Origin of the sequence: Franzmannia pantelleriensis, assembly GCF_900102875.1 — a bacterium.
In the GTDB taxonomy this organism is placed as follows: Bacteria; Pseudomonadota; Gammaproteobacteria; order Pseudomonadales; family Halomonadaceae; genus Franzmannia; species Franzmannia pantelleriensis.
In genome coordinates this window covers 1-19,335 of record NZ_FNGH01000010.1, presented here as the reverse complement: position 1 = coordinate 19,335, position 19,335 = coordinate 1, and the positions used below count along the sequence as shown (strand labels likewise).

Genomic DNA, 19,335 nt, shown 5'->3' with positions numbered 1-19,335 from the left:
CCTCGTTCAGCGCAAATCAGCCATGGCGATATGATCCATATCTGAGAAGGTCTGATTCTCACCCAACATAGCCCAGATGAAAGTGTAGCTGCCCGTACCGACACCTGAGTGCAGCGACCAGCTCGGAGATAGCACAGCCTGGCGATTGCGTACCACCAGATGCCGTGTTTCATGGGGTTCTCCCATCATATGGAAAACGAGGCTGTCCTGGGCCATATCGAAGTAGAAATAAGCTTCCATGCGCCTGTCATGAATGTGGCAGGGCATAGTATTCCAGAGGCTTCCCTCCTCGAGACGTGTCATGCCCATCAGCAACTGGCAGGTGGGCAGGACATCGGGCACGAGATATTTGTATATGGTACGGCGATTGCTATTGGCCGCGTCGCCTAGAGTCTGAGGAGAGGCTTCTTCCAGCTTGACCTTGCGGGTTGGGTAGGCCTGATGGGCCGGAGCGCAGCATAGATAAAAGGTCGCTGGCTTAGCGGGATCGTCGCTCTCGAACCGGACATCACGGCTCTCCTTGCCGATATACAGCGCCTCATGAGTGCCGACCGCATAGCGAGTGCCATCTACCGTGATGCTACCCGGACCACCAATGTTGATGGTGCCTAGCTCGCGCCGCTCGAGAAAGTAGTCGGTGCCTGTCTGTTGGTTCAGCGACTTGGGAATCGTAATAGCCTTATCGACGGGTAGTGCCCCGCCGAGAATGATGCGGTCGAGATGGCTATAGACCAGCTTGAGCTGATCGGGGATGAAGAGCTTTTCGATCAGGAACTGATCTCGCAGTCCTTGGGTATCCAGCTGCTTGGCATGCTCGCTATGGATGGCTTGCCTGATTTCCATGTCTTCTCCAGAACCGTTGGTTTCTAAAAATCAAAACGTGGGTTCAAAAATATCATCTGCGCGTGGAGTCTTGCAAGCACACCTGTATAGGGCGCGCTGGTGCAAGTTAGGCATCATGGAACTAAGAGGCCCCGGCCACGTCCTGTGGCCGGGGCGATGGCTACGTCAGTCTGCTCCCGCAGTGGGGACAGCTCTCATGCGCGTCGCGGGTGACGGCCTTGCGTTGCTGAGGCGCCGGCTCGCGCTCGGGGTTGATGGCGACCAGGGTGCCGCGCTCCCAACGCAGGCCCATGTCCTTGAGCATGCGTGGGTCGCACTCCCTGAGTTGAGCGAATTGACGACGCTTGATCGCACGGCTGCTCAGGGCGTGAAACAGTTTTTTAATAGTCGATGAAATTGCCATTTCTCGGTCTCCTTACGGAGGCCGGGATGTGGCGCGAACAGGGGATGACCGATACAGCTGGGAGATCTCATGACCGCGACACATGCCGCGGCCATCGTTTCTCAGTATTGGATTGGCACGCGGCAACGGCAGGCTCGCATCGCATTATTGGCAATGCGATGTAGCTTGCTTGGGCGGTTGACGCGGACTTGCCAGCGCATGAGAAAACGGTCTCTGGATGGGATGAATGTCGCCCACCTTAAGGTGAGTGACGCTTTTTTTATAAACAATCGCTGATCAAGCGTCAAGCGGTTGAGAGAGAGCCGTTGAGCCCGGACCGTCAGCGATACCCCTTGGCCTGGAGCCTAAACAGCGTGGCGTAGCGGCCGTCGGCGGCCAGCAGCTGGTCGTGGGTGCCGCGCTCGATGATCTCGCCGCGGTCGATGACCAGGATCTGCTCGGCGCTGCGCACCGTGGAGAAGCGGTGCGAGATCAGGATGGTCATCTTGTCGCGCCCATGCTCGCGGAAGCGCGCGAAGATCTCCGCCTCGGCGGCGGCGTCCATCGCAGCAGTGGGTTCGTCGAGCACCAGGATATCGGCTTTTTCGCGCATATAGGCCCGCGACAGGGCGATCTTCTGCCACTGCCCGCCGGAGAGTTCCTGGCCGCCCTTGAACCAGCGACCCAACTGGGTCTGGTAGCCGCTGGTCATGCGTGCGATGAAGTCGTCGGCCATGCCGTGGCGGGCGGCCTCTTGCCAGCGGTCCTGGTCGTCGAAGGCGTGGGTATCACCGACGCCGAGGTTCTCGCCGACCTGCAGCTGGTAGCGCACGAAGTCCTGGAAGATCACGCCGATCCGCTCGCGCAGAGCCTCGGTCTGCCAGTCGCGCAGGTCGCTGCCGTCGAGCAGGATGCGACCCTGGGTGGGGTGATAGAGCCGCGTCAGCAGCTTGATCAGGGTGGTCTTGCCGGAGCCGTTCTCGCCCACCAGGGCAAGACTCTGGCCCGGCGCAAGGTGCAGGTCGATATCGTGCAGTACCGGCTCGCCGCCGGGATAGGCGAAACTGACACCCTCGAAGCGCAGACCGTCACCAGGATGCGTTCCTTGGGTGAGGGTGCCGCCGTCGTCCTCTACCGGCTGCTCCAGATACTCGTAGAGATTCGACAGGTAGAGGTTGTCCTCGTACATGCCGCTGATCGCGGTGAGGCTGGCCGAGAGTGCCGCCTGGCCCTGCTTGAAGACCATCAGGTACATGGTCATCTCGCCCAGTGTCAGGGTGCCGGCGATGGTCTCCACCACCACCCAGCCGTAGGCGGCGTAGAAGGTCAGGGTGCCGAGCAGGCCGAGCAGGAAACCCCAGGTCTCGCGGCGCAGGGTCAACAGGCGTTCCTCGCGGAACAGCCGGGTGAAGATATCGCGATAGCGCTGCAGGAACAGCCCTTCGAGGCCGAACAGCTTGACCTCCTTGATGCTGTCCTCTCGGGCCAGCACCGTCTCCAGGTACATCTGCATGCGGGTCTGGGGCGAGCGCCAGCGGAACAGCCGGAAGGCGTCGCCGGAGAACTTGGCCTCGGAGACGAACACCGGCAGGGCGCCGGCCACCAGCAGCAGAAGCGCCCAGGGCGAGAACTGCACCAGCAGCACGCCGAAACTGGCCAGCGAGATGGCGTTCTGCAGAAGGCCGAAGGTCTTGTTGACCAGCGCCAGGGGGCGGGTCGAGGCCTCGCGGCGGGCGCGGGTCAACTTGTCGTAGAGCTCGGAGTCCTCGAACTGGCTCAGCGACAGGCGTCCGGCTTTCTCGAGGATCATGACGTTGACCTTCTGGCCCAGCAGCGCCCGTAGCAGCGACTGCTGGGCGGCGAGGCCGCGCTGAGCCATGGCGATCAGCCCGATGATCAGCCCCTCCAGTGCCACCAGCCACAGCACCGGGGTGATCAGTACCAACAGCTCGGGATCGCTGGCCGCGCGGTGGGCCTCCATTGCGTCGACCACGCCGTCGACGATCAGCTGGCCCACCCAGGCCGCCACCGCCGGCAGCACCCCGGCGACCAGGGTGCATAGCATCAGCCCCAGGGTCATCCAGTGTGAGGTTTCCCACACCAGACCCAGGGCTCGGCGGCTGTAGCGGAACACGCCAAAGAAGCCGGCGAGCGGGTTGCGGCTAGCGCTATTCGATGAGGCTGAGGTCAAGACAAGCGATCCACGGCATTTGCCGCGAGTGTACCTTGTTCGAGGGGGCCCTGGCCTGTGCGAGAGGACGCGAGGGTCGCTTGCCTTGCCAGGCCGCGCTTACTCGTCGCTCTCGAAGGCCTTGAGGCCACCCTGGATATTGACCACCTGGGTGTAGCCCATGCGCTGCAGGGTGTCAGCGGCCAGCGCACCGCGGTTGCCGCCGGCGCAGTGGCAGACGATCGGCGCCTGCTTGTCGGGAGCGGCCTCGCCGATGCGCATCTCCAGCGTGCCGCGGCTGATGTTGAGCGCCTCGTCGATATGCCCCTGCTCGAACTCCTCCTTGTCGCGCACGTCCAGCACCAAAGCGCCGTCGCGGATCATCTGCTTGGCTTGTGCGGGGGAGACTTCCTTGATGCGCGCCTTGGCCTCGTTGGCCAGGCGCAGAAACGCCTCGGAATGATTGGCCATTGCATGACTCCTCTGATCGGATTGGGCTTGCCCTGCACGAGCAGGCTTGCTAAAACGAAAATCGATATCGATTTTCGTTAGTTGTCATCAGCGAGTCAACAACATGGAACATCATGATCTGCTATCGGGGTTGGTACGCCTGCACGTGTTGCACCACGCCGCCGAGCACGACATCTACGGCCAGTGGATGATCGACGAGCTGGCACGCCACGGCTATCGGCTCAGCCCCGGCACCCTCTATCCGATGCTGCATGCCATGGAGCGCAAGGGCTACCTGCAGTCACGCCAGGAGCAGCAGGGCAGCACGCGACGCAAGCTGTATCGCGCCACGCCCCTGGGCCTGGAGGGGCTGGCGGTCGCCAAACGTCAGCTCAAGGAGTTCAGCGCCGAGGCGGGTCAGGGGGAGATAACTGATAGCACGCACGCCCCACCACACACCGAGGAGTCAGGAGAATGACGGCAGTGACCTATCCTGCGGGACGCATCAAGGAAGTGTTCCAGGCCTTTCTGATGCTGGGGCTGACCTCCTTCGGAGGGCCGATTGCCCACCTGGGGTATTTCCGCAGCGAGTTCGTGGCCCGCCGCCAGTGGCTGTCGGAGAAGGATTACGCCGACCTGGTGGCGCTCTGCCAGTTTCTGCCCGGGCCGGCCAGTAGTCAGGTCGGCTTCGCGTTGGGCCTAATGCGCGCCGGCCCCTGGGGGGCGGCCATGGCGTGGCTGGCCTTTACCCTGCCGTCGGCCATCGTGCTGGTCCTGTTCGTTTTCGGCGCGGCGGTGATGGAGGGGCCGGTGGGAAGCGGCATCATCCATGGCCTCAAGGTCGCGGCGGTGGCCATCGTCGCCCATGCGGTGTGGGGCATGGCGCGTAACCTCTGCCCCGATCGACAGCGCGCGGCCATCGGCCTGGCGGCGGTGCTGATCGTGGTGATGGTCAGCGGCCCCTTGGGGCAGGTGGTGGCGATCGTTGCCGGGGGGCTGGCCGGTCTGGTGCTGTGCCGCGCCGCGGTGGAGCAAGCGGTCAGCGAGGTGCATTTCCCGGTCACCCGGCGCGCTGGTGGCATCGCGCTGGTGGCCTTTGCACTGCTGCTGGTTGGCTTGCCGCTGCTGGCCTGGGCCACGCCGTCGCAGGCCCTGGCGCTGCTCGATGCGTTCTACCGCGCCGGTGCGCTGGTATTCGGTGGCGGCCACGTGGTGCTGCCGCTGCTCGAGGCCGAAGTGGTGCAGTCTGGCTGGGTCACTCCGGACGAGTTCCTGGCCGGCTACGGAGCAGCGCAGGCGGTGCCGGGGCCACTTTTCACCTTCGCCGCCTACCTCGGCGCGGTGCTCGAGCCGGTGCCTAACGGCCTGATCGGCGCGACCCTGGCGCTGCTGGCGATCTTCGTGCCCGGCATGCTGCTGCTGGTGGCGGTGCTGCCGTTCTGGAACCGCTTTCGCCAGTGGGCCAGCGCCCAGTCGTTGATGCGGGGGGCCAATGCCGCGGTGGTCGGGATCCTCGGTGCCGCGCTCTATCAGCCGGTATGGACGAGCGCGATCATCGGTTCCTACGAGTTCGCCCTGGCGCTGAGCGGTTTCCTGCTGCTCACGGTGTGGAAACTGCCGGCCTGGGCGGCGGTGGCGGTGATGGCGCTGGGCGGCGTGCTGATCAGCCTGGTCGCCGGCCTGCCGGCGTGATACGTGGCACACCGGCGAGGTAAGCGATCACGGGTCGAGAAAGGCACTGCGGTGAAAGGCGGCAGCGGCCTCGACCTCGGCGACGCCAAATTCGCCGGGCGGTGGCGGAATGGCGCCGGCCAGTACCTCGAGCACGGCTTTGACCCCGTGTGACAGTGAGATCAGGTTGTAGCCACCTTCGAGGACGAACACCAACCGACCGTCGCAGTGCCGCTCGGCGAGCAGTTTGAGGCGGTGGGTCATGGCGGCAAAGCCGCCGTAGGAGACATTCAGCGCCAGGTCGTGGGCGTGGGGGTCGAAGCCTGCCGAGACCAGGATCAGGTCGGGCTGGAACCACTCGGCGGCCGGCTCGAGGATGCTGTCGAAGGCTTTCAGGTAGGCGGCATCGCCGGCGTTGGCCGGCATCGGGATATTGACCGTGGTGCCTTCGCCGAGGCCTCCACCAACCTCCTCGAGACTGCCGGAGCCGGGATAGAAGGGCGCGGCCCGGTGCAGATCGATGAACAGCACGTCGGGGTCGGCCCAGAAGATGTCCTGGGTACCGTTGCCGTGGTGGGCATCCCAGTCGACAATCATGATGCGTTGGCAGCCAAGCTCCGCCTTGGCGTGGGCGGCGGCCACGGCCACGTTGTTGAACAGACAGAAGCCGCGTGCACGCACTGGCTCGGCGTGGTGCCCCGGTGGGCGGACCAGGGCAAAGGCGCTGGGATTGCGCCCGGTAACCACGGTTTCCACCGCGGCGATGGCGGTACCGGCGGCCACCTCGGCGGCTTCGACGCTGCCCGGCGAGACGGCGGTGGTATCCACGTCCAGCCAGGCATACTGACCGCGCAGCTTGTAGACCTGCTCGAGATATGACGAGGTATGGACCCGGCCCAACTGTTCCCGGGTGGCGGCCGTGCCGTCGGCGAAGTCGATACCCTCGATAGGCGTCAGCGCCAGCAGTTGCTGGATGGCGGTCAGCCGGCCCGGGTGCTCCGGATATTTCCAGGGCACTCCGAGACCCGAGAGCAGCTGACGGATACGCTGATCCATGCGCCCAGGCAAGAAGGCAGCGTCGGGACTGGGTTCGTGGGCCAGCATGCGCGGGTCATAGAACACCATGACGGGGGTGACATCGGTCATTGGGCGGGCTCTAAATTACGGTCGATGGCTATGAGCATGGTCCGATGATCGCCGCCTTGCCATCTTTAGCGTGATTCAATGGTGCCTATACGCAACGCCCGCCACCCTAAGGTGGCGGGCGTTGCTGCGCTTGGCCCGGCGCCGGTGCGATCAGGCACGGGCCTTGGTGGGTTGGGGGTTGTCACGCCGCTCGGCAAGCCGCTCGACCTTGCGCTGCTTCTCATACAGGAAGCGCAACACCTCCTGGCGGTAGCGGTTGTAGGCCGGGTCGTCCGCCAGGGTGATGCGATTGCGCGGCCGCGGCAGGTCGATATCGAGCACTTCACCGATCCGCGCCGAGGGGCCGTTGGTCAGCATCACGATGCGGTCGGAGAGCAGCACCGCCTCGTCGACGTCGTGGGTGATCATGATCACGGTGTTGCCGAGCTCATCCTGGATGCGCATCACCTCCTCCTGGAGGTGGGCACGGGTCAGGGCGTCGAGTGCCCCAAAGGGCTCGTCGAGCAGCAGTACCTTGGGTTCCATGGCCAGCGCCCGGGCGATACCGACACGCTGCTTCATGCCGCCGGAGATCTCCGCCGGGCGCTTGTCCAGCGCATGGCTCATGCCGACCATCTCGAGGTTCTTGAGAATCCAGGCGTGGCGTTCGGCCTTGCTCTTGGTGCGCGCACAGGTCTTGTTGACCGCCAGCGCGACGTTCTCGTAGACGGTCAACCATGGCAGCAGCGAGTGGTTCTGGAACACCACGCTGCGATCGGGGCCCGGGGCGTTGACCTCTTTGCCGTCGAGGATCACTGCGCCAGAGGTCGACTCGGTCAACCCGGCGATGATATTGAGCAGGGTCGACTTGCCGCAGCCGGAGTGGCCGATGATCGAGATGTACTCGCCACGGGCGACGCTCAGGTCGATGCCCTTGAGTACGTTGCTCGCGCCGCCTTTGGTGTGAAAGGTCATGTCGACCTGTTCGATGCTGAGATAGCGATTGGTCATGGGGATCTCCTTAGCCCTTGGCGGTGCCGCGGGTGACGCGGTTGCCGATGTAGGCGACCATTCGATCGAGGAAGAAGCCGACGATGCCGACATAGATCAGCGCCAGCACGATGTCGCTGATCATCGAGGCGTTCCAGGCATCCCAGATGAAGAAGCCGATGCCCACCCCGCCGATCAGCATCTCGGCGGCGACGATGGCCAGCCACGACAGTCCCACGCCGATGCGCAGCCCGGAGAAGATATAGGGGGCAGCGGCGGGCAGCATGATGCGGGTGAAATACTCCGCGCCATTGAGGCGCAGCACCCGTGCCACGTTGCGGTAATCCTCGGGGATATTACGCACCCCAACCGAGGTGTTGATGATGATCGGCCAGATCGCGGTGATGAAGATCACGAAGATGGCGGACGGGGTGCTGTCCTGGAAGCCGGCCAGGGAGATCGGTAGCCAGGCCAGCGGCGGCACGGTGCGCAGCACCTGGAACACTGGGTCGAGGCCGCGCATGGCCCAGGTGGACTGGCCGACCAGCACGCCGAGGCTGATGCCGGCCACCACCGCCAGCAGGTAGCCGTAGGCGACCCGCTCGAGGCTGGCCAGGATCTGCCAGCCCATGCCCTTGTCGTTGCCGCCGTAGTCGTAGAACGGGTTGACGATCAGCTCCCAGGTATCGCTGATCACCTGGGAGGGAGGCGGCAGCGCTGCGCCGGGCGACGAGCAGAGGATCTCCCAGATTGCCCCAAGCACGGCAATGATGATCGCCGGTGGCAGGACATTATGGATCAAGGTGCCGCGAAGGCGGTGAAGATTGGGCGACCACCCCGGTAGTGGGCGACGGGGGCTGTCAGTGCTGGATGAAACGCTCATGGCGATTCTCCCGTGTCAGTGGGTCAGTGGTTGAGCGAGGTACATGGCTCAGGCCAGGCGCTTGATCTCGAGGCTGTCGAGGTAGGCCTGAGGATTCTCAGGGTCGAACGTCTTGCCATCGAACAGAGTCTCGACGCCACGCGATGTCGACTCGGGAATATCGCTTGATGCCACACCGAGGCGGTCGGCGGCCTGGCGCCATAGATCCTCGCGATTGACCTGCTCGATCAGGGCGGCGGTGTCGAGCTCCTGCGGCAGGTAGCCCCAGCGCTGGTTCTCGGTCAGGAACCACAGGTCGTGGCTCTTGAAGGGGTAGGATGCATGACGGTCCCAGTAGCGCATCATCTGCGGATGGTTCTCGATGACGCGCCCTGTTCCGTAGTCGAAATTGCCCTGAATGCGATCGATAAGGTCATCAAAGGGGGCATGAATCCAGCGACGACGCGAGCAGATCTGCGCCATCTCTTCATGGTTGGCCGGGTCCTCGCACCACATCTGGGCTTCCATGATCGCCATCAGCAGTGCCTGGGTGGCGTTGGGATTTTCCTCCACATAATCGCTGCGCATGGCGAAGGCTTTCTCCGGATGGTCGTTCCAAAGCTCACCGGTAGTATTGGCGGTATAGCCGATCCCCTGGTTGACCAGCTGATGGTTCCAGGGCTCGCAGACGCAGAAGGTATCCATGCTGCCAACGCGCATATTGGCGACCATCTGTGCAGGCGGAATCGTGATGGTCGATACGTCGCGATCGGGGTCGATACCGCCAGCCGCCATCCAGTAACGAATCCACATGTCGTGGGTGCCGCCAGGGAAGGTCATGGCAGCAGTGGCCTCGTCACCTCCGGCACGCTTCTCGGCCAGTGCCTGTCCGAACTCACGGGTATCGAGCTGCACCTCCAGGTCGGCGTAATCACTGCCTACCGAGATGCATTGGCCGTTGAGGTTGAGGCGTGCCAGGATGCTCATCGGCACCGGCTGGTTATTGGGCGTGACGGCTCCTGAACTGATCAGGTAGGGCATCGGCGTGAGGATGTGCGCACCGTCGATGCCGTTGCGCTGCGAGCCTAGCACCAGGTTGTCACGGGTCGTGCCCCAGGACGACTGCTTGAGCACCTCGACATCGGTCATGCCGTGCTTGGCGAAGAAGCCCTTTTCATCGGCGACGAATAGCGGGGCGGCATCGGTCAGGGCAATGAAGCCCAGTTTGGCCGCGGTGGTTTCCGGCTTGCCGTCGGCGAAAGCCCAGCTAACCGGCAGGCTGCTGAGCAGTGCAGCTCCACCCATCATGGTGGCGGAGTTCTTCAAAAAGCGACGACGCTGAGGGGAGTAGCCCTTGAATCTATTGTTGTTCATGCGATGGCTCCAAACAAAGAAACGGCGCCTGATTCAAGTCACTCCACTAGGTGGATGACTCTTATCAGACGCCGTTGTCCGGTATTGAAAACTGCCTGGGAGCTGAACCGTCGTTGACTCAGCGTACGCCAATACCGTTGCAGTTAGGGTGCCATTTTTCCGCCTAATAGTGCTGATGCTTTCGTTAACAAGGACTTGCGAAGAGAAGGTTTATCTGGTCAATGACCGGCACGGCGTTGTCTTGGTGCGTGGTGATAATGCAGCGCACCACTTGCGCCCTCATGCCTGACGCTTTTGCAGGATATCGGCCAGGTCGATGATGGTCTTGGCCATCTCGGCCATGCTCTTGCTCTGGTCCATGGAGGCCTTGCGCAGGAAACGATAGGCCTGGTCTTCACTCATCTGCTGGTGTTCCATGATCATGCCCTTGGCGCGCTCAATTAACTTACGCTCACGCAACAGTTCACGGGTGCTTTCCAGTTCGTCGCTGATGTGCTGGAGTCGCGCGTTCTGGGACTGCATCAGGTCGATCAGGCCGCGATTGAGCCGCGACTCGACCGCAGTGGCGGTCAACTGGCCTAGCTCGTGGGTGGCCTCCTGGGGAAATAGGTCGACCAGCTGTTCACAGGTAGAGCACTGCTCGACGGCATCGTGAAGCGAAGCATCCAGCTGTTGCTGGTCATGCATATCGCTGCGTGCCTGTTCGATCTTGCGGTGGCACAGCTGAGAAAGCTCAGCGGCCAACTGCGCCTCGACCTGCTGCATGGCGTCGAGCCGTGCGGTGGTGAGCTCGTACCAGGTTTCACCAAGGCTGCGATCCAGGCGCTGGCCAGTGCTCTCGGTACAGGCCTGTTCGCGTAGTTGCTGGATACCATCCTGGCGGCGCGGGGCATGCTGCTGTTGCCAGTGCTCGCGGGCAGCGTCGCTGGCAAACTCGCTGAAGGTATCGAAACAGCGCTGCTGAGCGTCGATCAGTTGAAGCAGCAGCTGGCGATGGGCGCTGTCGAATTCACCGGCGGTGAAGCCGATGGCGCCACAGGCGCGCTCCTGGCCGGCCAGCTCCTTGCCCTGCATGAAATGGAAAATGGCCACCAGCGAGCGGGTTACATCGGGGTCGTCGGCGGTATCGGCAGCATCGAAGACAACTGCCAGCAGCCCGCCGATCAGGCGATTATAGGTGCGGGTGGCAGCGTCGGCGCTGATCGATAGCGCCTCGATCTCCTCGCGCAGTGCGGGGAGGGCGTCGAGGGCGGCCCACACGCAGGCGATGCGCTTGAGCAGGCGGGCATTACTGGCGGCGTGCTGCGGCAAGTCATCGAGGCGTTCACGAATCGCCTGTTCGCGCTTGAGGCTGTCACTGATGCGCTCCAGGCGGCGTTCGCTGAAGCGCTGGGCGCCGGAGGTGAGATAGATGTTCGAGGCACCGCGCTCCTTTTGCAGCGCATGCACGAAGCGGCTGATATCGCCGACCAGTTCGCAGGTGGCGGCGAGCCGTTGGAGGCTGTCGATTTCGCTACGCTTGGCGGCCTGCAGTAGGCGGTATGCGGGATTCATGGGCTAGACCTCCTGGAAAAATACGCAGCAATACGGTGCCTGTTGTCACGCAAGCCGCCGCCCTTGCGGGCGGCGGCTTGCTGATGAACCGAGCCTGATGGCAGCGCGGGCTGCACTCAGCGCAGCGAGAGTGCCCCGGCACCGGTCTCCTCTCCCACGGCATCCTGATAGGCGGCGGCTTCTTCGGCTTCGGTCTCCGGTGAGAAGCGCACCAGCAGGGCGCATGAGGCCAGCACCAGCACGATCAGGCCGAGGTAGAACAGCCCCTGCTGGTAGGTGATGGCTTCCGAGCGGAACAGGAAGGCCGCGGCCACGGCGCCGACGTTGCCGCCGGCGCCAACGATACCGGCCACCGCGCCCAGCGCTTTCTTGTTGATGAACGGCACCACGCCGTAGGTCGCGCCTTCGGCCATCTGCACGAACAGGCTGAACACCAGCATGATGCCGATGGCGTAGGAGAGGACATGCATCTGAGAGAACGCCACCAGGGCGATGCCCTCGCATACCAGGGCGATGAACAGCCAGCGCACGCGGCCCTTGAGACCGCCATGCTTGGCGAACAGATCCGAGAAGATACCGCCCATGGTACGAGCGAACACATTCATCAGGCCGAACAGCCCGGCAATCAGGCCCGCGGTAGCCAGGGTCAGATCGAAGTGATCGAAGAAGTAGATGGCGGCAATGTTGTTGATGGTCAACTCGACGCCGAAGCAGATGGCGTAGACAACGAACAGTGCCCAGACGCGGATGTCCTTGGCGGCGGCCAGGAAGGTCTGGCCGGCACCGCTGTCGCCGTTGGCCTGGGGTAGCTCGCCGCGGGCGCGCAAGTCCTCGAAGTTGCCGTTGGGGGCATCCTGGGTAAAGCGGTAGTAGCAGATGCCGGTAATGAACAGCACCACGCCGGGCACCACCATGGCCAGCCGCCAGCCGAGGGTCTCGCTGACGCCGAGCATCAGAATGCCGGAGAAGATCAGCGGCATCAGGATTTGCGTGGTGCCTCCGCCCAGGTTGCCCCAGCCCGCCGACGTAGCGTTGGCGGTGCCGACCACGTTGGGGGCGAACATCATGGTGGTGTGGTACTGCGTAATCACGAAGGAGGCGCCGATCGCACCGATCGCCAGGCGGGCCAGCAGGAAGGTCTCGAAACTGTTGGCGAAGCCGATACCCATCACTGGAATCGAGCCGAGGATCAGCAACCCGGAGTAGGCCTTGCGCGGGCCGATGCGGTCGCACAGCACGCCGATCAGCAGGCGTACGATCACAGTGATGGCCACCGAGGCGATGATGGTATTGCCGATCTGGGTCTGGGTCAGGTTGAGGTCCTCGCGGACCACCGCCATCAGCGGTGCGATACCGAACCAGCCGAAGAAACAGATATGAAAGGCGAACCAGGAGAAGTGGAAGGCTCGCATCTGTGGGGTACTGACGTTCAACAGGCGAATCTTGTTGGCCTTGTTGCGAATATCCATGGGACTAACCTCGTCAAGTGACGGTCGAACTCACGATCAGGGCCTTCGCCGTTGAAGGTCAGGTCGACGCACTCGTACTCGGTTGAGCCTGGTCCACGTCAATAGCTGCAATAACTGCTAGCAAATATATTGCCGATATTGGTGTTTTTGTTTTTAATCAGTTGCTTGCGCTTGTTGTGGCAAATGGCATGTTGCGCTGCATGGTGCATGTTGGTGCACCTTTGACGTTGCTATGTCGGGCCAGGGTGCAGGGAGCGGGCGCCTGGCGCTGGAACCGCCCGCCTCGGCGTGGGGAAAATGGTACGCTTGATAGGGGCCTGGCTAGCGGGCCGTGGCAACGTTCAGCGTGAGACCTGGGTGGAAGGAGGCTGGATGGCCAAGAAGAAGGGTGATATACGCCGCCGCAATGTCGAGAAGATCCTGCTCGCCGCCGAGCAGGTCTTTGCCGAGAAGGGCTATGCGGGCGCCGCCATGGGTGACATCGCCCAGTTGGCCGATTTGCCCAAGTCGAATGTGCACTACTACTTCGCGACCAAGGAAGAGCTGTATCGCGAAGTGCTGTTAGGGCTGCTCGAGGTGTGGAAGCAGGATGCGCTGTGCTTTGAACTCTACGATGACCCCCGAATCGTACTGTCGAGCTATATTCGCGCCAAGATGCAGCACTCTCGCAACCGGGCCTATGGCTCCAAGGTCTGGGCGGCCGAGGTCATGCAGGGTGCGCCGATACTTCAGGAGCGTCTGCGCGACAACCTCTATGAGTGGGCCAAGCTCAAGGAAGCCAAGATTCGGGAATGGATCGAGGACGACCGGATCCTCCCGGTCGACCCTTCGCATCTGCTCTACATGATCTGGGCCTCGACCCAGCACTATGCGGATTTCGATCACCAGATAGCGTTACTCAACGACGACCGCCCGCTCGACGATATCCAATTCGAGCGGGCGGTGCAGTCGGTGACCTCGGTGATCCTGCGCGGGATCGGCCTGTCGGCCTAGGCCATTCAGCTTGCTTGGCGGAAGGGGTTGCGCGGGTCCTGATCCCAGCTCATGTAGGGCTTGCCGGTTTGTTGGGGCACCATGGTGATGCAGTCCTGAACCGGGCAGGTGATCTGGCACAGGTTGCAGCCCACGCACTCCTCTTCGATCACTTCGTAGCGCCGCGCACCGCTGGCGTCGATCAGCTTGGCGATCGACTGGTGCGAGGTATCCTCGCAGGCGATATAGCAGCGTCCGCACTCGATGCACTTGTCCTGATCGATATGCGCGATGGTCTTGAAGTTCATGTCGAGGTGCTTCCAGTCGGTGGTGTTGGCCACCGCCTTGCCCGAGAAGGCCTGGATCGTGTCGTAGCCCTGCGCGGCCATCCACCGTGACAGGCCATCCTTCATCTCCTCGACGATGCGAAAGCCATGCAGCATGGCGGCGGTGCACACCTGCACGCTGCCGGCGCCGAGCGCCACGAATTCCGCGGCATCGCGCCAATCCGAGATGCCGCCGATGCCGGAGATTGGCAGATCCTGGGTGGGGGTGTCGCGGGCGATCTCGGCGACCATGTTCAGGGCGATGGGCTTGACCGCACTGCCGCAGTAGCCCCCGTGGGTGCTCTGCTGCCCGACGGTGGGCTTGGCCACCATATTGTCGAGATCGATGCTGGTGATCGAGTTGATGGTGTTGATCAGCGATACCGCGTCGGCGCCACCGCGCAGGGCCGCCTGGGCGGCCACGCGGATGTCGGTGATGTTGGGGGTCAGCTTGACGATCACCGGTTTGGCGTAATACTGCTTGCACCAGCGCGCGACCTGCTCGATCAAGTCCGGGTTCTGGCCCACCGCCGCGCCCATGCCACGCTCCGGCATGCCGTGGGGGCAACCCAGGTTGAGCTCGATGCCATCGGCACCGGTGGCTTCCACCAGTGGCAGGATGTGCCGCCATGCCGCTTCCTCACAGGGCACCATGATCGATACGATCAAAGCGCGATCCGGCCAGTCGCGTTTTACCCGAGTGATCTCTTCGAGATTCACTTCCAGCGAGCGGTCGGTGATCAGCTCGATGTTATTGAAGCCCAACACCTCACGGTTGTTGCCGAAGTGTGCCGAGTAGCGCGACGAGACATTGACCGCGGGCGGGTCCTCACCCAGGGTTTTCCAGACTACGCCGCCCCAGCCTGCCCGATAGGCGCGCTCGACGTTATAGGCCTTGTCGGTGGGCGGTGCCGAGGCCAGCCAGAAGGGGTTGGGGGCCTTGATGCCGGCGAAGTCGACGGACAAGTCGACGCCATTGACGATGCTATCGTTGGAAGGGGTCATGCGGCCTCCTGCTTGGCCAAGAGATCCTGGTGGATGGCATGTGCGGCGAGCTTGCCGTGCTGCACGGCCTGGACGGTGAGGTCCTGGCCGGGGGCCACGCAGTCGCCGCCGGCATAGACCCGCGGCAGCGAGGTGCGGAATGCCTCGTCGACGTGGATGCGCTCACCGTCGCGGGCCAGTTCGCTGGCCGTGGCATCGCTGAGGCTGTCGTCATCGAAGCGCTGACCGATGGCCTTGAAGATGGCGTCGGCAGCTAGCTTAATGTGCTCGCCGGTGTCGGTCAGGCGTCCCTCCTCGTCCTGGGTTTTGGCAAAGCGAATGCCCGTCACGCGGCCTGACGCATCGAGCAACACCTCTTCGGGGCGCGCCCAGGTCAGCAACCGCACACCGTTGGCCTTGGCGATCTCCTGTTCATGTTGGGTGGCCGACATGGCCTCGATGCCACGGCGGTAGACCAGGGTTACCTCCTCGGCACCGAGGCGGGCCATCTGGGTGGCCATGTCGATGGCGGTGTTGCCTGCGCCGATCACCACGCAGCGCCGTGCCAGGGGGAGTTGGGTCAGATCCTCGGCCTGACGCAGGGTCTTGATATAGTCCACGGCTGGCGCCAGGCCTGGCGCATCTTCACCGGTCAATCCCAGTTGGCGACTGGCCCCCAGGCCGAGCCCCAGGAATACGCTGTCGTAGTCGGCATGCAATTGCCCCAGGTGGAGCTCATGGCCTAGTCGTTGGCCGTAGCGGATCTCGATGCCACCGATCTCGAGCAGGAACTCCACCTCTCGGCGAGCGAAGTCATCGGTCATCTTGTAGCGGGCGATGCCATATTCGTTGAGACCGCCGGGCTTGGCCTCGGCCTCGAAGATGGTCACGCGGTGACCCAGCATCGCCAGGCGATGGGCGCAGGCCAGGCCGGCGGGGCCGGCGCCGATCACTGCGATGTGGCGGCCGCTATCAGCGGCACGCTGGAACGGATGCCCGTCGAAGCGCATGTGGTCGGTGGCATAGCGCTGCAGCAGACCGATCAGCACCGGCTGACATTCGCTTTCGTGATTGCGCACGCAACGCTGCTCACAGAGGATCTCGGTAGGGCAGACCCGCGCGCAGCTGCCACCCAGGATGTTCTGCTCGAGGATGGTGTGCGCGGCGCCGTTGGTGTTGTGTTCGCTGATTTGGCGGATGAAGCGCGGGATATCGATATCCGACGGGCAGGCCTCGATACAGGGCGCGTCGTAGCAGTACAGGCAGCGCTGGCTCTCGGTCATCGCCTGGCGCGCATTGAGCGGTGGGTGGAGGTCATTGAAGTTGTCGGCCAGGCCGTGCGCGTCCAGCGCGCTGGCCTCGCCAACCCGGGGGAGATGGGTCAGATCACTCATCACGGTAGTGCCTCTTTGTTATTGGACGGCTGAGCGCCCCGTTGGCCGGGGCGCTGGCGGGGCCTGGTGGGCCCCGACGTCGAGGGTTAGCCGCGTGCCACGGCCTTGGGGGCGTGCCGTTCGGCACGCCGCTCGAGCAGCTCGAAAACGCCCGGATAGGCAGGGCGTTCGAGATAGCGGCCGGCACCGCGTTCGGCGTGAAGTTCGCCGTCGCGCCACACCCATTTGCCCTGGCTGACGGTGTGGCGCGGAATGCCGCGTACCGTCTTGCCCTCGAAGATGTTGAAGTCGACGTTCTGGTGGTGAGTCTTGGCCGAAATGGTGCGGCTGCCCTCGGGGTCCCACACCACCAGGTCGGCGTCGGCGCCGACCTGCACGGCGCCCTTGCGCGGATAGAGGTTGAAGATCCGCGCGGTATTGGTGGACGTCAGTGCCACGAATTCCTGTATCGACAGCTTGCCGCTGTTGACGCCCTCGTCCCAGAGGACCGCCATGCGATCCTCGACCCCGGCGGTGCCGTTGGGGATCTTGGTGAAGTCGTCCTTGCCGGCGGCCTTCTGCTCGGCACAGAAGCAGCAGTGGTCGGTGGCGGTGGTTTGCAAGTTACCCGATTGCAAGCCTTGCCAGAGGGCCTCCTGATGCCCTTTGGGCCGGAACGGTGGGCTCATCACGTGGGCCGCAGCGCGTCCCCAGTCGGTGTCGAGATAGACACTGTCGTCGAGCACCAGGTGGCCGGCCAGACACTCGCCGTAGACCGGGTGGCCCTGCTGGCGCGCGTAGGCGATTTCGTCGACGGCATCCTTGGTGGAAACGTGCACCAGATAGATCGGTGCCCCCAAGGTGCTGGCGATACGGATCGCGCGGCTGGCGGCCTCGCCCTCGACCTGGGGCGGACGCGACAGCGGATGCGCCTCGGGGCCGGTAAAGCCTTCGGCCAGCAGCTTCTGTTGCATGTGGTAGACGAGTTCGCCGTTCTCGGCATGCACGGTGGGGACTGCGCCGAGCTCCAGGCAGCGTGAAAAGCTCTCCACCAGGATGTCGTCGGTGGCCATGATGGCGCCCTTGTAGGCCATGAAGTGCTTGAAGCTATTGACGCCGTGCTCGCGCACCAGGGTGCCCATCTCCTCGCGGACGCTGTCGTCCCACCAGGTGATGGCGACGTGAAAGGCGAAGTCGGTGGCGGCCTTTTCGGCCCAGCCCTGCCAGGTCTCGAAGGCCTCCAGCAGCGATTGACCGGGCTGGGGAATGACGAAGTCGATGATCGAGGTAGTGCCCCCGGCCAGCGCCGCGGCGGTACCTGTGTAGAAATCCTCGCTGGCCACGGTGCCCATGAAGGGGAGCTGCATATGGGTGTGGGGGTCGATGCCGCCAGGCATGACGTACATGCCGTTGGCATCGATGATCTCGCAGCCGGAAGGCGCCGCGAGATCGTTGCCGATGGCGTGAATGGTGCCGCCCTCGCAGAGCACGTCGGCGCGGTAGGTATCGCTGTCGGTGACCACGGTGCCACCTCGAATCAGTAAGCTCATGCTGCGTCTCCTGGTAATCGGGGTCATTCGCCGTCGGTCAGGCGCGCGTAGGCGTCCGGGCGGCGGTCGCGGAAGAACTGCCAGTTGTTGCGCACTTCGCGGACCATCTCGAGGTCGATCTCATGGATCAGCAGTTCGTCCTCCTTGTCACTGGCCTGGGCTTCGATCTGGCCGCGCGGATTGACGATGTAGCTCGAACCGTAGAACTCGCCGATGTTCCAGGGCGCCTCTGTGCCGACGCGGTTGATGGCGGCGATAAAGCAGCCGTTGGCCGCGGCGGACGCGGGTTGTTCGAGTTCCCACAGGTACTGGGAGAGGCCGGCGACGGTGGCCGAGGGGTTGAAGATTACCTCGGCGCCGTTGAGCGCCAAGGCTCGCCAGCCTTCAGGGAAGTGGCGGTCGTAGCAGATGTAGACGCCGATCCTGCCGTAGGCGGTATCGAAGACCGGCCACTCCGATTTGCCGGGCTTGAAGTAGAACTTCTCCCAGAAGCCAGCAACCTGGGGGATATGGGTCTTGTGATACTTGCCGAGATAGCTGCCGTCGGCGTCGAAGACCGCTGCGGTGTTGTAGTAGACCCCCGTCACCGTCTCCTCGTAGACCGGCACGATCATCACCATGCGATGCTTGGCGGCAAGCTTCTGCATCATCTGGCAGGTCGGCCCCTCGGGGACCCGCTCGGCGGCGGCATACCACTTGGGGTCCTGGCTGGGGCAGAAGTAGGGCTGGTTGAAGACTTCCTGAAAGCACAGCACCTGTACGCCGGCATCGGCGGCCTGCTGAATCAACGGCAGGTGGGCGTCGTTCATGGCATCGCGAATGGCGTCTGGAGCCAGCTCGGTACTGGTGTTCAGCGCCATCTGGATCAGACCGATCTTCATCTTCTGCGGTTCTTCGTCACTTCATATGGATTTGGTGTGATCCAGCATTCGCCCCACGGGGCTTCCGATCAGGTAGATCATGGCGATGAAGTTGGCCTCGTTCCGGTAGCCGCGTGCGCGTGACCGGGCCGCCTGGAATAGACCGTTCATGCCTTCCAGGCGTGCGTTGGTTAGACCGGACATCCAGCGCCTTACCACCTGCTCGGCATGCCGCTCCAGCGTCGTCAGAGCCTTCGCCATCGGCTTGAGCAGTGCCTGACCGGTAACGGCCTCACGCATGACGTTGAGGTAATTCGTGATGCGCCACCGGGCGGCACGTGGCGTCGGCGCCTGCTGAATCCAGCGCAGCTTTTCTTTGA

Annotated in this window: 18 protein-coding genes; 3 read left to right on the top strand and 15 right to left on the bottom strand. The window is 63.4% G+C overall.

Annotated elements, in window-relative coordinates:
• Positions 1–6: 6 nt before the first annotated feature.
• From kduI to BLT16_RS13335, 4 genes are all read right to left on the bottom strand, one after another.
• Positions 7–843: a 5-dehydro-4-deoxy-D-glucuronate isomerase gene (gene kduI, locus BLT16_RS13350; protein ID WP_089659013.1), complete on the bottom strand. Its 837-nt coding sequence runs from the start codon at positions 841–843 to the stop codon at positions 7–9.
• A 160-nt stretch (positions 844–1,003) separates the two neighbouring features.
• Positions 1,004–1,246, bottom strand: coding sequence for a DUF1127 domain-containing protein (locus tag BLT16_RS13345; protein WP_089659012.1), 243 nt, complete (start codon positions 1,244–1,246; stop codon positions 1,004–1,006).
• A gap of 319 nt (positions 1,247–1,565) precedes the next feature.
• Positions 1,566–3,416 carry an ABC transporter ATP-binding protein gene (locus BLT16_RS13340; protein WP_281243313.1) on the bottom strand — a complete coding sequence of 617 codons (1,851 nt, stop codon included), beginning with the start codon at positions 3,414–3,416 and terminating at the stop codon, positions 1,566–1,568.
• A 99-nt stretch (positions 3,417–3,515) separates the two neighbouring features.
• A complete protein-coding gene (locus BLT16_RS13335) occupies positions 3,516–3,866 on the bottom strand; it encodes a rhodanese-like domain-containing protein (protein WP_089659011.1) in 351 nt (116 codons plus the stop codon).
• A gap of 103 nt (positions 3,867–3,969) precedes the next feature.
• On the opposite strand from BLT16_RS13335, the gene BLT16_RS13330 reads away from it, so the two are divergent.
• Together BLT16_RS13330 and chrA are read left to right on the top strand one after the other, a co-directional pair.
• The gene (locus BLT16_RS13330; protein ID WP_089659010.1) at positions 3,970–4,323 is read left to right on the top strand and encodes a PadR family transcriptional regulator; all 354 of its coding nucleotides are present in this window, start codon (positions 3,970–3,972) and stop codon (positions 4,321–4,323) included.
• On the top strand, positions 4,320–5,537 hold the full coding sequence (chrA, locus tag BLT16_RS13325) for a chromate efflux transporter (protein ID WP_089659009.1): 1,218 nt from the start codon (positions 4,320–4,322) through the stop codon (positions 5,535–5,537). The genes BLT16_RS13330 and chrA overlap by 4 nt, the downstream gene beginning before the upstream one ends.
• A 27-nt stretch (positions 5,538–5,564) precedes the next feature.
• Here chrA and BLT16_RS13320 read toward each other — a convergent pair whose 3' ends face one another.
• From BLT16_RS13320 to BLT16_RS13295, 6 genes are all read right to left on the bottom strand, one after another.
• Positions 5,565–6,662 (bottom strand): histone deacetylase family protein, encoded by a 1,098-nt coding sequence (locus tag BLT16_RS13320; protein WP_089659008.1) that lies wholly within the window; start codon positions 6,660–6,662, stop codon positions 5,565–5,567.
• A 150-nt stretch (positions 6,663–6,812) separates the two neighbouring features.
• Complete coding sequence (locus BLT16_RS13315) at positions 6,813–7,652, bottom strand: ABC transporter ATP-binding protein (protein ID WP_089659007.1); 840 nt, start codon at positions 7,650–7,652, stop codon at positions 6,813–6,815.
• Between the two features lie 10 nt (positions 7,653–7,662).
• Positions 7,663–8,514 (bottom strand): nitrate ABC transporter permease, encoded by an 852-nt coding sequence (gene ntrB, locus BLT16_RS13310; protein WP_089659006.1) that lies wholly within the window; start codon positions 8,512–8,514, stop codon positions 7,663–7,665.
• A 48-nt stretch (positions 8,515–8,562) separates the two neighbouring features.
• Positions 8,563–9,867, bottom strand: coding sequence for a CmpA/NrtA family ABC transporter substrate-binding protein (locus BLT16_RS13305; protein ID WP_089659005.1), 1,305 nt, complete (start codon positions 9,865–9,867; stop codon positions 8,563–8,565).
• Positions 9,868–10,146: 279 nt separating this feature from the next.
• Positions 10,147–11,421, bottom strand: a complete 1,275-nt coding sequence (locus BLT16_RS13300; protein WP_089659004.1) for a nitrate- and nitrite sensing domain-containing protein — start codon at positions 11,419–11,421, stop codon at positions 10,147–10,149.
• A gap of 116 nt (positions 11,422–11,537) precedes the next feature.
• On the bottom strand, positions 11,538–12,890 hold the full coding sequence (locus BLT16_RS13295; protein ID WP_089659003.1) for a NarK family nitrate/nitrite MFS transporter: 1,353 nt from the start codon (positions 12,888–12,890) through the stop codon (positions 11,538–11,540).
• Between the two features lie 372 nt (positions 12,891–13,262).
• Between BLT16_RS13295 and BLT16_RS13290 the strand changes: the two genes are divergently transcribed.
• Complete coding sequence (locus BLT16_RS13290) at positions 13,263–13,883, top strand: TetR/AcrR family transcriptional regulator (RefSeq protein WP_089659002.1); 621 nt, start codon at positions 13,263–13,265, stop codon at positions 13,881–13,883.
• 5 nt (positions 13,884–13,888) lie between these two features.
• On the opposite strand, the gene preA is transcribed toward BLT16_RS13290, so the two are convergent.
• The 5 genes from preA to BLT16_RS13265 form a co-directional block, all read right to left on the bottom strand.
• Positions 13,889–15,193, bottom strand: coding sequence for an NAD-dependent dihydropyrimidine dehydrogenase subunit PreA (gene preA / locus BLT16_RS13285; RefSeq protein WP_089659001.1), 1,305 nt, complete (start codon positions 15,191–15,193; stop codon positions 13,889–13,891).
• Positions 15,190–16,566, bottom strand: coding sequence for an NAD(P)-dependent oxidoreductase (locus tag BLT16_RS13280; RefSeq protein ID WP_089659000.1), 1,377 nt, complete (start codon positions 16,564–16,566; stop codon positions 15,190–15,192). The genes preA and BLT16_RS13280 overlap by 4 nt, the downstream gene beginning before the upstream one ends.
• Before the next feature lie 86 nt (positions 16,567–16,652).
• Positions 16,653–18,095, bottom strand: coding sequence for a dihydropyrimidinase (gene hydA, locus BLT16_RS13275; protein WP_089658999.1), 1,443 nt, complete (start codon positions 18,093–18,095; stop codon positions 16,653–16,655).
• A gap of 23 nt (positions 18,096–18,118) precedes the next feature.
• The gene (locus tag BLT16_RS13270) at positions 18,119–18,976 is read right to left on the bottom strand and encodes a nitrilase-related carbon-nitrogen hydrolase (RefSeq protein ID WP_089658998.1); all 858 of its coding nucleotides are present in this window, start codon (positions 18,974–18,976) and stop codon (positions 18,119–18,121) included.
• Between the two features lie 21 nt (positions 18,977–18,997).
• On the bottom strand, positions 18,998–19,335 hold a 338-nt coding region (locus tag BLT16_RS13265), incomplete at its 5' end, for a transposase (protein ID WP_143025072.1).